The 14731-nt window shown below is 30.6% G+C and carries 14 protein-coding genes; 7 read left to right on the top strand and 7 right to left on the bottom strand.

Annotated elements, in window-relative coordinates; all coding sequences use genetic code 11:
• Nucleotides 1–149: 149 nt before the first annotated feature.
• Nucleotides 150–845 carry a cytochrome c biogenesis CcdA family protein gene (locus tag RDK80_RS06780; RefSeq protein WP_256311297.1) on the top strand — a complete coding sequence of 232 codons (696 nt, stop codon included), beginning with the start codon at nucleotides 150–152 and terminating at the stop codon, nucleotides 843–845.
• A 13-nt stretch (nucleotides 846–858) separates the two neighbouring features.
• On the top strand, nucleotides 859–1443 hold the full coding sequence (locus RDK80_RS06775) for a TlpA disulfide reductase family protein (protein ID WP_216556673.1): 585 nt from the start codon (nucleotides 859–861) through the stop codon (nucleotides 1441–1443).
• Between the two features lie 42 nt (nucleotides 1444–1485).
• Here the strand turns inward: RDK80_RS06775 and RDK80_RS06770 are convergent, their stop codons facing one another.
• The 6 genes from RDK80_RS06770 to rocF form a co-directional block, all read right to left on the bottom strand.
• Nucleotides 1486–2592 carry an ABC transporter permease gene (locus RDK80_RS06770; protein WP_308523828.1) on the bottom strand — a complete coding sequence of 369 codons (1107 nt, stop codon included), beginning with the start codon at nucleotides 2590–2592 and terminating at the stop codon, nucleotides 1486–1488.
• Nucleotides 2589–3767, bottom strand: coding sequence for an ABC transporter permease (locus RDK80_RS06765; RefSeq protein ID WP_308523827.1), 1179 nt, complete (start codon nucleotides 3765–3767; stop codon nucleotides 2589–2591). The genes RDK80_RS06770 and RDK80_RS06765 overlap by 4 nt, the downstream gene beginning before the upstream one ends.
• 10 nt (nucleotides 3768–3777) lie before the next feature.
• A complete protein-coding gene (locus tag RDK80_RS06760) occupies nucleotides 3778–4716 on the bottom strand; it encodes an ABC transporter ATP-binding protein (RefSeq protein ID WP_094903692.1) in 939 nt (312 codons plus the stop codon).
• 310 nt (nucleotides 4717–5026) lie between these two features.
• Nucleotides 5027–5674 (bottom strand): response regulator transcription factor, encoded by a 648-nt coding sequence (locus RDK80_RS06755; RefSeq protein WP_094903694.1) that lies wholly within the window; start codon nucleotides 5672–5674, stop codon nucleotides 5027–5029.
• Nucleotides 5675–5903: 229 nt separating this feature from the next.
• Nucleotides 5904–7049, bottom strand: a complete 1146-nt coding sequence (locus RDK80_RS06750) for a sensor histidine kinase (RefSeq protein WP_308523826.1) — start codon at nucleotides 7047–7049, stop codon at nucleotides 5904–5906.
• 117 nt (nucleotides 7050–7166) lie between these two features.
• Nucleotides 7167–8072 (bottom strand): arginase, encoded by a 906-nt coding sequence (gene rocF / locus RDK80_RS06745; RefSeq protein WP_216556662.1) that lies wholly within the window; start codon nucleotides 8070–8072, stop codon nucleotides 7167–7169.
• A 172-nt stretch (nucleotides 8073–8244) separates the two neighbouring features.
• On the opposite strand from rocF, the gene RDK80_RS06740 reads away from it, so the two are divergent.
• A complete protein-coding gene (locus tag RDK80_RS06740; protein ID WP_308523825.1) occupies nucleotides 8245–8853 on the top strand; it encodes a ribonuclease H family protein in 609 nt (202 codons plus the stop codon).
• Nucleotides 8854–8894: 41 nt separating this feature from the next.
• Here RDK80_RS06740 and RDK80_RS06735 read toward each other — a convergent pair whose 3' ends face one another.
• Entirely contained in the window at nucleotides 8895–9323 is a 429-nt protein-coding gene (locus tag RDK80_RS06735) for a cytidine/deoxycytidylate deaminase family protein (RefSeq protein WP_094903702.1), read from the bottom strand.
• A 145-nt stretch (nucleotides 9324–9468) separates the two neighbouring features.
• Here RDK80_RS06735 and RDK80_RS06730 point away from each other — a divergent pair, with 145 nt between their 5' ends.
• From RDK80_RS06730 to RDK80_RS06715, 4 genes are all read left to right on the top strand, one after another.
• Entirely contained in the window at nucleotides 9469–11238 is a 1770-nt protein-coding gene (locus RDK80_RS06730) for a sigma 54-interacting transcriptional regulator (RefSeq protein ID WP_256311289.1), read from the top strand.
• A gap of 285 nt (nucleotides 11239–11523) precedes the next feature.
• Nucleotides 11524–12801: a serine dehydratase subunit alpha family protein gene (locus RDK80_RS06725; RefSeq protein WP_256311288.1), complete on the top strand. Its 1278-nt coding sequence runs from the start codon at nucleotides 11524–11526 to the stop codon at nucleotides 12799–12801.
• An 84-nt stretch (nucleotides 12802–12885) separates the two neighbouring features.
• On the top strand, nucleotides 12886–13341 hold the full coding sequence (gene mscL, locus RDK80_RS06720) for a large-conductance mechanosensitive channel protein MscL (RefSeq protein ID WP_216556654.1): 456 nt from the start codon (nucleotides 12886–12888) through the stop codon (nucleotides 13339–13341).
• Between the two features lie 308 nt (nucleotides 13342–13649).
• Nucleotides 13650–14720: a CapA family protein gene (locus RDK80_RS06715; protein WP_216556651.1), complete on the top strand. Its 1071-nt coding sequence runs from the start codon at nucleotides 13650–13652 to the stop codon at nucleotides 14718–14720.
• The last annotated feature ends 11 nt before the right edge of the window (nucleotides 14721–14731 follow it).

The raw sequence follows: 14731 nt of genomic DNA, 5'->3' as shown, positions 1-14731 counted from the left end.
TAGTTATTGATTTCAAACGAAAAATAGTGCATAATAGGGTATAGGGGTATATGGTTAGGCTATTTTTTAAAAAGAAAACTGGGTAAAAGTATTAGAAAAATGCTAAATGAATATATTAAAATAGATATTAAATATTAGGAGAGGGTTTTATGGATTTAGGGAATGTTTCAATACCAATAGCTTTTGGAGCTGGATTTTTATCTTTTTTTTCACCATGTATACTTCCATTGATACCAGCTTATATAATGTATATTACTGGTGTTAATATGGAAGAAGAACTTGAAAAAAAGAGACTATTTGCTCTAACAAGAACAATTGGATTTGTAATAGGATTTACAATTATCTTTATGATAATGGGCACTTCTGCTAGTTTTTTGGGTAAGCTATTCATAAGAAATAAAGAAGTCTTTTCAAAGATTAGCGGTGGAATCATAATTTTATTTGGTTTAAATATGATGGGGATTTTGAAGCTTAAATTTCTAAATTTCGAAAGAAGAACTAAAGCACCTAAAAAAATTACTAACTGGTTTAGTTCAATTCTAATGGGAATGGCATTTGCTGCTGGTTGGACACCTTGCTTTGGACCTGTGTTGGCATCTATACTTATGTATGCAGGTGGAACAGCCACTATTTCAAAGGGAGTTTACCTATTATTGGTATATTCAATAGGGATGGCAATACCATTTATATTAACAGCTTTATTTATAAATTCATTTACTAGATTTATGAATAAAGCAGATAAGTTTTTCAAATATATGCCTATAATTAGTGGTCTTATTATGATAATCTTTGGATTACTTGTATTCTTTAATAAGATAATAGATATAAGTCGATTTTTATTGTAGAGGGAGAGGAACTATGAAAAAAATTTTATTAATGATTCTAGTATTAGCAATTGTAGGTGCAGGTTGCAGCAAATCTTCACCAGAGAAATCTAATGAAAATATAGAAGAACAATCTCCAGAGGATATAGTGACTGAGGAAAACACAGAAACAGTTGGAGAAGTAGAAGAAGAATTTGATATAGCAGTTGGTAAGGAGTCGCCAGATTTTACTCTCAAAAACTTAGATGGAGAAGAAGTTTCCTTATCAGACTATAGAGGAAAAATAGTTTTAATAAATTTCTGGGCAACTTGGTGTACTTGGTGTGATAAGGAAATGCCAGATCTTCAAAAGTTAGATGATGAAAATGATGATTTAGTTGTATTAGCAGTAAATGTAATGGAAAAGCAAGATGTAGTTAAAGAATATATTGATAATGGTAAATATGATTTTGAAGTAGTATTAGATGAAGATGGAGAAATCACTAAGACATATTTAGTAAGTGGTTTTCCTACATCCTATTTTGTAGATGAAGAAGGTATTTTATTAGGGGGAGTACCAGGAGCTATGACATATGAACAAATGACTTCGGTTTTAGAAAGTATTAGAGAAGAGGAATAGAAAGATATGGAGCATATCACACAATGATATGCTCCATATCTTTTACTTTCTTACAAAATCTTTTAATCTATAACTACCAGCTGTAAATAATGCTAAAACTATTAGAAGTACTATGAATACATTAGGAAATATTATTGATTTTTCTAGACTATCAAACATCCAGTATTGTGGAGTGAACTTACCTAGGTTTTTTATAAATTCAGGGACATTTTGATATATTCCATCCTGAGCAAACATAGATAGAAATAAAGTTAATATAGCAACTAAAGCTGTCACCATAGAAGCTGAACCTTCGCTATTAAATATCCTAGTCATGGCTAAAGATAAAGTAATGGAAAATAAGCTAGCTAATATGAAATTTATGAAAATAATAGGAAGATTAACTATATTATATCCGGTTACTTTTGCACCTAATAATACAACTAAAATATTTGCCGCAACTTGAAAGAATAATAGGGAGAGGGCTATGCTTCCTAAAATTACACTGCTTTTGTTAGGTGTTGCAATAGATCTTGATATAATATTTTTTTTCTTAAATTCCATTAATTCTGTAACGATAGGAGAGGCACCAAGTATGATAAAATATATTAGTAGCATAGTGGCCGTATGCAAATCTCCCGTTACTATTTTCTGATTTCTTTCAAATAGGGTCTCGGTTTTAAGTATATATAAATCCTCTTTGTTCGAAATAATACCCTTATCTATGAGTAACCTTTCCTTGATAAATTCATTTATTTTATTATTAATATCCATTTCTAATGGAATGGTTATATTTCCTTCTTCTCTTTTATAGGATTCTATAATTGGTTTTTCATAGTTATTGATTTTTTCAGTAAAATCTGATGGAATATTATAAACTGCTGCTACCTCATTGCTTTCTAGTAACTCTAAGGCTTTATCCTTTTCATTTTGGAAAATCCATTGTGATTTAGAAGGAGAACTATATATTGTTTCCCATAGATCACCTTCATCTTCAATATTATAAGCTACAGTAACATTTGATAATTTACTAGATTGATGACTATCTCCACCTTCAAGAAAATTAACAAATAAAATAACGGCAATAGGCATTATAAGCATAAGTCCAACCTTTAAAGGATCCTTTAACATTCTTTTAATATTTACAATAATTAACTGAATTAGATTCATTTACTTACACCCCATTTCATCTGGATAGCTAAGATATTGATTAAATACAATACCATAGATATACCTACCATAATCAATAGATAATTAGATATAGATGATAGATTATTATGGATTATATAGTTTCTATAGGTATTGCTAATTAAAATATCTGGTTTATATTTAGCAAAAAACGTAAATATCGCATTACTACCCAATTTATCTAAAGGACCTATCATTCCGCCAAGTATTAATTGGAAAATTAAGAATACCTGTACTAAGGGCAAACCATATTTTTTCTTGAATATGGTAGATATTAGAGTGCCTATTACTGTTATCATAAAGCTTTGTACTAAGACGATTAATAGTAGAATAGGTAAAGAGCCTTTAAAAGATAATCCGCTTATCTTATATGCACCTACATAGATTAAATTAACAACTACCATCATTAAATAGTTTGACATAACACCATAATTAAAATATTGAAATTTTGTTATGGAAGTAGACATAATTCTATTATAAAGTCCATTTTCCTTTTCTAATGCATCAGAAGCAATAACTGCCATAACGAATACAATAAAAGCATAGTTTAGAAAGGATATAGAAAAATATTCATAGGAATTTAAGCTTTTTCGTACATCATGAATATTAGTCTTAATAGAATCCGTTGAATATATATTAGTTAATATTGCATTGATTTCTTCGACTAGTTTGCTCTTTTCTTCTTTTGATAATGAGTTATTCTCTATGTTATTTCGGATAATTAAATCTTGGCTTATTTCCTTATTATATTTATCCACTATATTAGCTAATACATTGCCCATGGTAGTGGATGAGTTTTCCTCTGCTTCCACCTTTATTGAAGAAGAGTTATTACCAAGAAGACTATCCTCATAACCTTTTAGAATCCTAAGGGTGTAGTCGAATTTTTCGCTATCATTTGATTTTATAGTTAATATTTTAGAAATGTCTTCACTATTTAAAAATGATACCAAGTTTTGAGATTCTTTAGTATTATCCTCATCTACTATTATGATAGAAAAGATAGGGTCATTTACTACTGGAGTGAACATATCTTTTTGTACATAGCCCATTACCAATGAAAGTACTATTGGATAAACGGCATAGGATAATAAAAAGGCTGGAAATTCCTTTATTAATCCTTTTAGGGATAACTTTAAATAAGCTAATAGTTTCATCATATCACCTCTAATCCCTTAGTTTTTTTCCAGTTAAGGCCAAGAAGACTTCCTCTAAATTAGGTTCATCAACATTTATACTTTTTATTGCAGACTTATTGCTCTCAAGCACTTTTAGTAATGGCTCAAGCTTGAAACTATTTCCTTCAACTAGTAGATTGATTTCATCATGGGAGTTTTCACAGTCTACTACACCACTGATTAGTTTAATATTATTGATCAAGTCTTTATTAATGTTGTCAATTCTTAAATTGACTTTGTTATTATTGCTAATCATAGACTTAACTGTCTTTTTAGAACCATAGGCAATTTCTTTACCTTCATCTATTATAAAGATGTTGTTACAAAGATATTCTACCTCTTCCATATAGTGAGAAGTATAGAGGATAGTAGTATTTTTTTCTTTATTAATTCCTTTAATAAATTCAAAGATATGGTTTCTTGATTGAGGATCAATGCCTACTGTGGGTTCATCGAGGATTAGTATCTTTGGTTCGTGCATTATAGCTGCGGCAAGGTTTAACCTTCTTTTCATACCACCCGAGAATTTCTTTACTTTATCTTTTCTTTTCTCAGTTAATCCTGTGATATCTAGAGCATAATTGATTCTTTCCTTCAAAAGTTTTCCCTTAAGTCCATAAAGACTACCGAAAAATTCAAGATTATCATAAGCTGACACTGTTTCCATTAAAGCCAATTCCTGCGGGACAAGTCCTAAAAATTCTTTTGCTTTGATGGATTCTTTTTTTATATCAAAGCCACCAATAGTGATACTACCTTTATTAGCATCCAATAGACCAGTCATTATATTGATTAGTGTAGATTTTCCAGCACCATTTGGGCCAATTAGACCAAAGATGTCTCCCGTTTCCACAGAGAAAGAAATATTATCTAATACAAGTTTATCATCAAACTTTTTACTGATATTTTTTACTTCTATGATATTCATTACTTTATTCCCCCCTTGAGTTAGTAATAACGAATAACTAATATAAGCAGGGTACCAAAATTGTGATTTTCAATTTTGTGTACATCGCTTAGCTACTAATATTTGCCCCGCAGGGTACTGTTCAGTAGTCCTTTAGAGTTTGTTTATCTAGTGAATAACTAATAGTGAATAGTTAATAGTTGAAAATACTAAAAGATCAAAAGACCTAAAAGCCTTACCAAAAGCTATTCACTGTATCTATTTTTATTATATTAAAATCAATCAATAATTTACACTGCCCTAGGTAATGAAAAAGTAGTGACTTTAGTCACTACTTAGTAAGATTATTCTTGAATGCAAAGACTACTATTTGGGTACGATCACGAAGTTCAAGCTTTGATAAAATTGTACTTACATTATTTTTTATAGTTCCTTCAGAAAGGAAAAGCTTTTCTCCAATTTCTTTATTTGATAGACCGTCAGCGATATATTTTATAATATCAAGTTCTTTATGGTTTAAATCATATCTTTCACAAATTTCATTTAAATCAGTTTCCATGGGAGTAAGGTTCAAGATATTAGTCGCAACGTCAGGATGAATGACGATATTACCCATGGCGGCAGCCTTGATGCCTTCATAAATAAGGTCATAGGAGCTATCCTTTAGAAGATAGCCAGAGGCACCTTTTTTAAGAGCTTCCTGTATATATTCAATATCCTTAAAGGTAGTAAGTATAAGGACTTTAGTATTTGGGAATTTGTCCTTGATTAGTTGTGTACCTAGTACACCGTCACACATAGGCATTCTGATATCCATTAGAACTAAATCAATTTCATTTAGTGTACATAGCTCTAATGCATCATACCCGCTTTCACCCATTGCAATAACATCTATATCACTGTAGCTTGAAAGAATAATTTTTAGTCCCTCTCGTATTAATTTTTCATCATCAATAATCGCAATCCTAATCTTATCCATAATACACCACCAATCCTTCAATTCACAATGTACAGTTCACAATTCACAATTTTTTTAATTCACAATTGCTAGGGCAGGTTTTTGTAGTCTTTTGATTCCATATTATGACTTTCATAATTGTGCATTTAAGCAGGGGACCAAAATTATGGTTTTCAATTTTGTGTACATCGCTTAGCTACTGATATTTGCCCGCAGGGTATAATTCGGTAGTCCTTTAGGGTTTGTTCACCTAGTACATTGATTTAAGCACTACTCTAAGTAAAAATCCCTTACCTTCTTTGCTTTCATAACTTAGATTTCCTCCAAGTTCACCCACCCTCTCAGATATACTAGTTAGTCCTAGTCCGGGGGTTATTTCATTTGTTCCAATTCCATTATCTTGCATAGTGACAATCAAATCACTGATACTAAAATGCATAAATATACTAATTTTAGTAGCTTTCCCATGTCTAGCAGAATTAGATAGAAATTCTTGAACGACTCTATATAAAACTAAAGATGTTTCTTCATCAAGCTGCCATTTGTTTTTAGAAAATCCAAGCTTTACATCAATTCCAGTTAATTTGCTAAAATCTTTAATTAATCCTTCAATGGCTAATAATGTCTCATATTCTTTAAATTCCTTAGGCTTAAGCTCTCTTAGAGCCTTTCTGATTTCTTCAAGACCGTTCTTCGTAAAGTCACGTAGGTTTGATGCCATCAGGGAAGCAGCTTCCCCATTATCATTAGCAATTTTTTCAATGGCTCCTAACTGAATTATAATGGTAGATAGGCTATGACCTACACTATCATGTATTTCTCTAGATATTCTGTTTCGTTCTTTAAGAATAGATAACTCTTTAATTGAATCTGCATAAGCTTCTAATTCGTGATTGGTTTTAATCAATTCATCTTCTGATTTTCTAAGCCTATGATATAATTCCTCTGCTTTTAATGTTCGATTTTGTTCTTTTTTTATAATGGAAGAAATCAATCCCAAGGTTATGATTGCAGTTATATAGGATAATAATTCATACAGTGGAAGCTCATTTCCTGCATATAAGAAAATCAAAAGTCCTAAAGAACCAAGAATATATTTGCTAAAATTCTCTATAAGAAAGAAACTATCTATTATTCCTATGATAAAATAGGGCAAAAGTAGACCATTATAATTTTTATATAAAATATATCCAAATATAAAATCAAATATTATAGATATAAAAACAGGGACAGATATGTCCCTGAATAAAAAATAACGTAACTGAGTATTTATAATGAAAAGTAAGATCAATATAATAGCAAAGAAGTTTAACTTATCAATCTCAGTAAATGTTATTCCTAATATTATTATAAAGGTAGTCAGGTATCGTGAAATTAAAAAAGTTTTGTTTTCCATAAAAAATCTCCCTTGCTTGCAATTAACGATTATCAAAGAACAAATAACGATTGAAATGCTAAAGATTAGAAAATGGGTCTATAAACTTTTTTATTCTAATATTTTCATTGTTAACTGTTAATTGTGCATTGTACTAAATATATGTTCTAACATTTCTATACAGTTTTTAGTAGTTCTCTTATCTTCATTATCAATTTTTGGATTTAATTCTACAAAATCCATGGAAGTAATGAATTTTTCACCTAGTAAAGTGGTGAATATTTCTTTGCCTTCCTCTATGGAAAATCCACCAGCTACAGGAGTTCCAGTACCAGGCACAAGGGACGAATCAAGGACATCTATATCAAAGCTTATATGAACTCCATCTACATTGGAAGCTTTAATTTTTTCAACTATTTCTTCTAACACATTGTCTAGACCTCTTTCACGTACTATATCCATAGTATACATATTGAGATTTAATTCATCAGCTAGAGCAAACTCACCTGAGTCAATATCTCTGCCGCCAAGAATATAGACATTTTGAGGAATTACCTTTATTCCGTCATAATAAATATTTGTAAGAGCAGGATGTCCCACATTCATAGAAGCAGCTAATGGCATACCATGTATATTGCCGGAAGGTGAAGTTTCATAGGTGTTTATATCGCCGTGGGCATCTATCCATATTACAGCCATATTTTTAAAGAATTTACTTGCACCAGCAATACTACCTGCACCTAAAGCATGATCGCCTCCTATAATAAATGGAAAACTTTGTCCCTTAAGAGAACAGTATACGTTATTAGCTAGATTACTATTAACTTCAGCCACAGTATTTAGGTATTTCATTTTTGGATGATCCTTATATTTATCCTCAGATACTACATAAGGAATATATATATCACCCATATCATGGACATTGTGTCCATTCTTTTTAATAATATCTATAATTCCATTTTCCCTAAGTGTAGCAGGTCCCAATTGAGCACCATCTCTGTCACAACCATACTTTAATGGTACTCCAATTAAGTTAATATCCATTAGTAAATCCCTCCCCAGATATATTATCTATTATATTATATCATTTTTTGTAATACTGTGTTAATAAAAAAGCCTAATTATTCATAAATTTGGACATTCTAATAGATGTTTAAGGATTATGGACATCCTTTTTATGATATAATTGTTTTATTATATAAATAGAGGTGGAATAATGGGGAAGTTTTACTATGCAGTAAGGAAAGGAAAGACTCCTGGTATATATGAAACTTGGGGGAAATGTGAAGAACAAGTAAAGGGATATTCAGGAGCAGAATATAAAAAGTTTTCAACATATGAAGAAGCATTATCCTTTATAGATGGTGGAAATGAAGAAATTAAATTATTAGATGAAAGTCAGTTAAAAGAAAATGAAGCAATAGCCTATGTAGATGGAAGCTTTGATATAAGAAACTCAACATATAGTTATGGAGTTGTATTTATCACCCTTGATGGTAAGGAAACATATAGTGGTCGAGAAGATAATGAGGAGTTAGCTGAGATGCGAAATGTATCTGGAGAAATAAAAGGAGCTATGGTAGCTATGGATTTGGCTATAGAAAAGGGAAAAGACACTCTATATCTTCATTTTGATTATACAGGAATAGAACAATGGGCTAAGGGTAGCTGGAAGACAAACAAAGATGGGACTAGGTTCTATAAAGAATTCTACGATTCTATAAAGGATAAATTAAATGTAGTATTTATAAAAGTGAAGGCTCATTCAGGAATAGAATATAATGAAGAAGCAGATAAACTAGCTAAAGAAGCTATAATTATTTAACAATAAGTATCATTTTTGGTGCCTGGCACCAAAAATGATACTTATTCTATTTTTTCAAATCCAATTCCATTTTTATTAAGTAATTCTATAGCATACTCATCTATTCTATAATCATTCTTATAATAAATATGTTTGATTCCAGATTGTATCAATGCTTTGGTACAATTTAAACAAGGGAAATGAGTTACATAAGCAGTACATCCTTTTACAGAAATACCCTCTTTAGCACAATATAATAATGCATTTATTTCTGCATGAATAGTTGCTATACAATGACCATCTCTCATAGTGTGTCCTACATCATCACAGTGGGGATTTCCAGAAACAGAACCATTGTAACCGCTAGAGACTATTCTATTGTCATCATTGACTAGAAGACAACCTACAAATGCTCTATCGCAAGTAGAACGAGTTGCTACTAACTCAGTAATCTCCATAAAATACTCTTTCCAAGATTTTCTATCTGACATTTTCTACTCCTCCTAACCTTATAAATTATCATCAATTTTTCTAATTTAATATTATACCATATAAAAATAGAATTTATTGAATTTGTTTTTCCACAAAGAGCAAAAAATATATTATACTGTATATAGTAGAAAGGGAGTGGTTAAAATGAGTTTGTTTAGGATACAAAGTTCTGTTCAAGAGGTAGCAGAGGCTATAGAAGCAGTATTAAACGTAGATGTAACAATAATAGATGAAAATATGTATAGAGTTGCAGCTACTGGAAAATATAGAGATTCTATAGGCAGTAGAATTCCTAATAGCTGTTCCTTTGAAGTTGTTGCTGAAACTAAAAAACCTCAAGTAATAAATAAACCAAATATAAGCAAGCAATGTATTAATTGCAGTCTAAAAGGGAGTTGTGCTGAAATGGCAACCCTTGGATATCCTATATTAAATAAAAATAAGTTAATAGGAGTAATTGGACTTATAGCTTTTAAGAATGAGCAAAAAAAGAAGATACAAGAACAAAAAGAAAATCTTTTAATTTTCTTAAGTAGGCTATCAGATTTAATAGTTGGAAATATTAATTATTATGAAACTATAAAGAATATTACTATTCAACATGAAGAAACAAGAATGATAATAGATAGCTTAGATAAAGGGCTTATATGTACTGATGAGGACGGAAATATAAAGTTTGTTAATTCCAGTATTGAAAGCTATCTTATGAAAGATAAAAATAAGTTAATAGATAGTAGTATAGATAAGATATTTCCATATTTAAAGGAAAAGGGAGAAGAAGACTTTTCTATAGAGAAAAAGATCAAAATAGGTAATAAGAAAAAGAGTTTTATTATAAGAAATATTCCTGTGATGGTAGAAGGAAAGAAAGTTAGTAGCATTTTAGAAATTCAGAAGACTTTTGATATGGTAAGAAGTGCTTATAGACTGATAGAAGGGGAAAGAAAAGTAACATTTAAAGATATATTGGGAGATAGTCCCAAGATGTTGGAGGTTAAATCAATAGCAAAGAATATTGCTCCTAGTGAATCTTCTGTATTACTAAAGGGTGAAAGTGGTACAGGTAAAGAACTCTTTGCTAGAGCTATTCATTATGAAAGTGATAGAAATAAGGCTCCTTTCATAGCTATAAATTGTGCTTCTATTCCAGATAATCTTTTAGAATCTGAATTATTTGGATATGAGGAAGGAGCATTTACAGGAGCAAAACGGGAAGGAAAAATGGGTAAATTTGAATTAGCCAATGGAGGTACTTTATTTTTAGATGAAATAGGAGATTTACCTATTCATCTCCAGCCTAAGCTGCTAAGAGTATTGCAAGAACAAGCATTTATTAGGGTAGGAGGAAAGGAATTGATAAGTATTAGCTTTAGGCTAATAGCAGCTACCAATAGGAACTTAGAAGGAATGGTTTTAAGCGGAGAATTTAGGGAAGATTTATATTATAGATTAAATGTAATACCTATAAATATACCTCCATTAAGAGAAAGACAGGAAGATCTTGATTTATTAAGTGAAAGTTTACTTAATAAAAATTGTATGAAGCTAGAAAAAGAAAAGAAATATTATTCTCAAGAAATAAAGAACGCTTTCCACAAATATCCTTGGCCTGGTAATATTAGAGAACTAGAAAATACAATAGAATACTTAGTCAATGTGGTTCAGGAAAAGGAAATTTCATATGATGATTTACCTGCTAATATAAAAGAATATTTCTGTAATAATGAAAAAGACATAAAATTTAATCATAAAAGAACTTTGAAGGATATGGTTGATAGTTATGAAAAAGAAATATTAGCAAGGTATCTTGAAGAATATGGTTATTCTACTAAAGATAAGGAGTTAATAGCTGAAATACTAGATATTAATCTGTCAACTTTATATAGAAAACTAACAAAATTTAATTTGCAATAATGCAAATTTATTCGCATTATTGCAAATTGATGTAAACCAAGAATATTTCACTATATTTAGTTGATATATCTAAAAATTATTCGCAACAATGCGAATGAAATATATATTGGATAAACTACAAAAAGATCTAAAACCTGGTCCTATAGCTAATTATAGGAGTTTTTTATTTGATTCATAGGATTGGCACAAAGTTTGCAATGATTATTCTATAACCATAGGAAAGTCTTATTTTTACCTGGTGTAAACTTGACTTTAAATGGGATTTAAAAGAGAGGTGCTAATTTTATGATAAATGAAGAAAAGAAAAAATATCTATTGAATATGGTAAAAAGAGAGACAGTGCCAGCCATAGGATGTACAGAACCAGTTGCTGTAGCCTATGCTGCTTCTTTTGGTAAAAAATATATAGATTCACATATAGAGAAGATAGCAGTTTTAGTAAGTAAAAACATATTTAAAAATGGCAAATCTGTAATAATACCAAATACAGAAGAATGGGGACTAGAATTAGCAGCCGCCCTAGGAATAGTTGCGGGAAATGCTGATGATGGATTAATGGTACTTAAAAATGTTAATAGACATTATATTGATTTAGCTCATAAATTAGTAGAGGAAGGGAAAATCACAGTAGGATATCTAGAAAAAAGTCCAGATGTATATGTAGAAATTCACTTTATATCTAAATCACAGAAAGTAGAAGTAATATTAAAAAATAGTCATAATTTTATAGATATGGTAAAAGTAGATGGAAAGATAATATATAAAGGAGTTTTACAAGAAAAAGATGCCCTTTCATATGAGGCTTTAAGGGAAATGACGTTTGAAGAAATAAGAAAGATTGTAGAAAGTTTTTCTATAGAAGAAATTCTATTTATTAAAGATGGAATAAATATGAATAAAGAGGCTGCCTATGATGGATTAAAAGGAGATAAGGGATTAAAGTTAGGTGCTGCCTTAAAGAAATTACAGGGGCAGAATAAAATGCAAATTGATGCATTTACTAAAGCAAGAATTCTTACGGCTGCATCTGCTGATATGAGAATGGGTGGTGGCAATTGCCCAATAATGACAAGTGCAGGAAGCGGAAATCAAGGTCTGGGAGTAGTATTACCGATAGTTGCAGTAGCCGAGGATAATAACATTGAAGAAGAAAAGCTATTAAAGGCTGTATTTTTTGCTCATGTAGTAAACAAATATATAAAACTTTATACTGGAAAATTATCAGCCATGTGTGGATGTGCCATAGCTGCAGGGGTGGGCGCTAGCGTAGGTATCACTTGGATGTTAGGAGGAAACGATCAGGAGATTAGTGGTGCTGCTAATAATATGCTATCAAATTTAACGGGTATGATATGCGATGGAGCCAAAGAAACTTGTTCTTTTAAACTGTCAACTTCAGCCGGTGAAGCTGTACTAGCTGCGTATTTAGCCTTGGAAAATATAATAGTCAAGCCAAATATTGGTATAATAGGTTCAAATATCGAGAAAACTATAGAAGGATTAGGAGTTTTATGTAAAGACGGACTTTCGCAAACAGATAACGTAATAATAAATATAATCTAATAATAAAAACTCTGATTTACAATATCAGAGTTTTTATTATAATATTTAAGGGTATATTTAAATATTATAAAAGGAGGAGAAGATATGTTAAAAGAGTTTAAAGAATTTGCAGTAAAAGGTAATGTAATAGATTTAGCTGTTGGGGTAATCATAGGCGGAGCTTTTGGTAAAATAGTTACATCTTTAGTTAATGATATGATAATGCCAGTAATTGGATTGTTAATTAAAAATGTAAATTTCACAGATTTATTTATAAGCTTAGATGGGAACTATTATCCATCATTGGCAGCAGCTCAAGGAGCTCCGACTATAAACTATGGAATATTTATTAATACCATTCTTGAGTTTTTAATTATTTCTTTTTCTATATTCATTGTTATTAGACAATTAAATAGATTAAAAAGAAAAGAAGAGGTCGTTGAAACTGTACCTACTACAAAGGCTTGCCCATACTGCTATACAGAAATTCATATAGATGCAACAAGATGTCCAAACTGTACTTCAATAATTAACGAAGAACAATTAGTGATTAACGATTAACAGAGAACAACTAACAATGAAAAGATAAAAATTAAGATTCTTCGATCATACTCAGAATGACATATATTTGCTCATACTGAGTATAATCTTATGAACTCTAGCATTATTTACTGTGGAGCAAATTAATGTTGAGAAGATTATAAGGTTTTTAATTGTTAACTTAAGTAGGGAACAAAAATCATGGTTTTTGATTTTGTGTTCATCACTTAGTTACTGATATTTGCCCCGCAGGGTATAATTTGGTAGTCCTTTAGGGTTTGTTCATCTAGTGAATTGTTAATTGTGAACTGAATAAATGGGGGGATTGAATGAATAGAGGATTATATCTATTTTTTGTTTTGACTATGTTTTCAAATATACTTCCTTTTAAGATTGAGGAAAGGCCAAGAGCACAAATAAGTATAGTAGAAAAGAAAGATGTAGAGATTAAAAAGAAAACAACTATATCTGTAGTGGGAGATATGTTGATGGATGGCAGTATGAGGGCACGGATAAATAAAAATGGAGTAGAGTATCCTTGGGAAATGGTAAAAGATTATTTTCAAAATGATGATATTACTATAGGAAACCTTGAGACTAGCGTTACTACTAGAGGTACTCCATGGCCTGATAAACAATTTAATTTTAGATCTGATCCAAAGAATTTAAAAGCTATGGAAGATGCAGGCATAGATATAGTTGTCTTAGGTAACAATCATTCTTTAGATTATGGTTATGATGGATTTCTAGATACATTAAATCATTTAGATAAATCAGAAATAAAAAGGGCCGGTGGTGGCAAGAATAAAAAGGAGGCCATAGAAGGTACTATTGTGGAAAGAAATGGTATTAATGTAGGAGTGTTATCTTTTACTAGGGTAGTACCTGATGTAAAGTGGTATGCTACAGATAAAAGACCAGGCATAGTAGGTGCATATGATCCTCATTTAAAAGAAGTATTGACTAGAGTGGAAGAAATGAAAAAAGATGTAGATGTTCTAATATTATCTATACACTGGGGAGTAGAGCTTAGTACTACCCCAAGAAAACAAGAAATGGAACTAGCTAAAAAACTAGTTGATGCAGGTGTAGACGTTGTAATGGGTCATCATCCCCATGTATTACAAGGCATTGAAATCTACAATGGCAAGCCTATATTCTATAGTTTAGGCAATTTTGTTTTTGGCACAAAAAATGAACTAACTTCAAACACTATAATTGGTCAGATTAATCTCATAGATAAAGATTTAGATAGCATACAGATTATACCTTGTACAATAATAGGCGGAAGACCTATACCTGATGTTGAGATAAAAGAGAAAATTAAATATATGAATACAATTTCCAAAGATTTTAAGACTAATATAGATAAAGATGGAATAATAAAAATAAAACGGTAGTAAAGAGGTGT

This window comes from uncultured Tissierella sp., from assembly GCF_902479755.1.
Taxonomy (GTDB): Bacteria; Bacillota; Clostridia; order Tissierellales; family Tissierellaceae; genus Tissierella; species Tissierella carlieri.
This window is presented reverse-complemented; position numbering and strand designations above follow the sequence as displayed.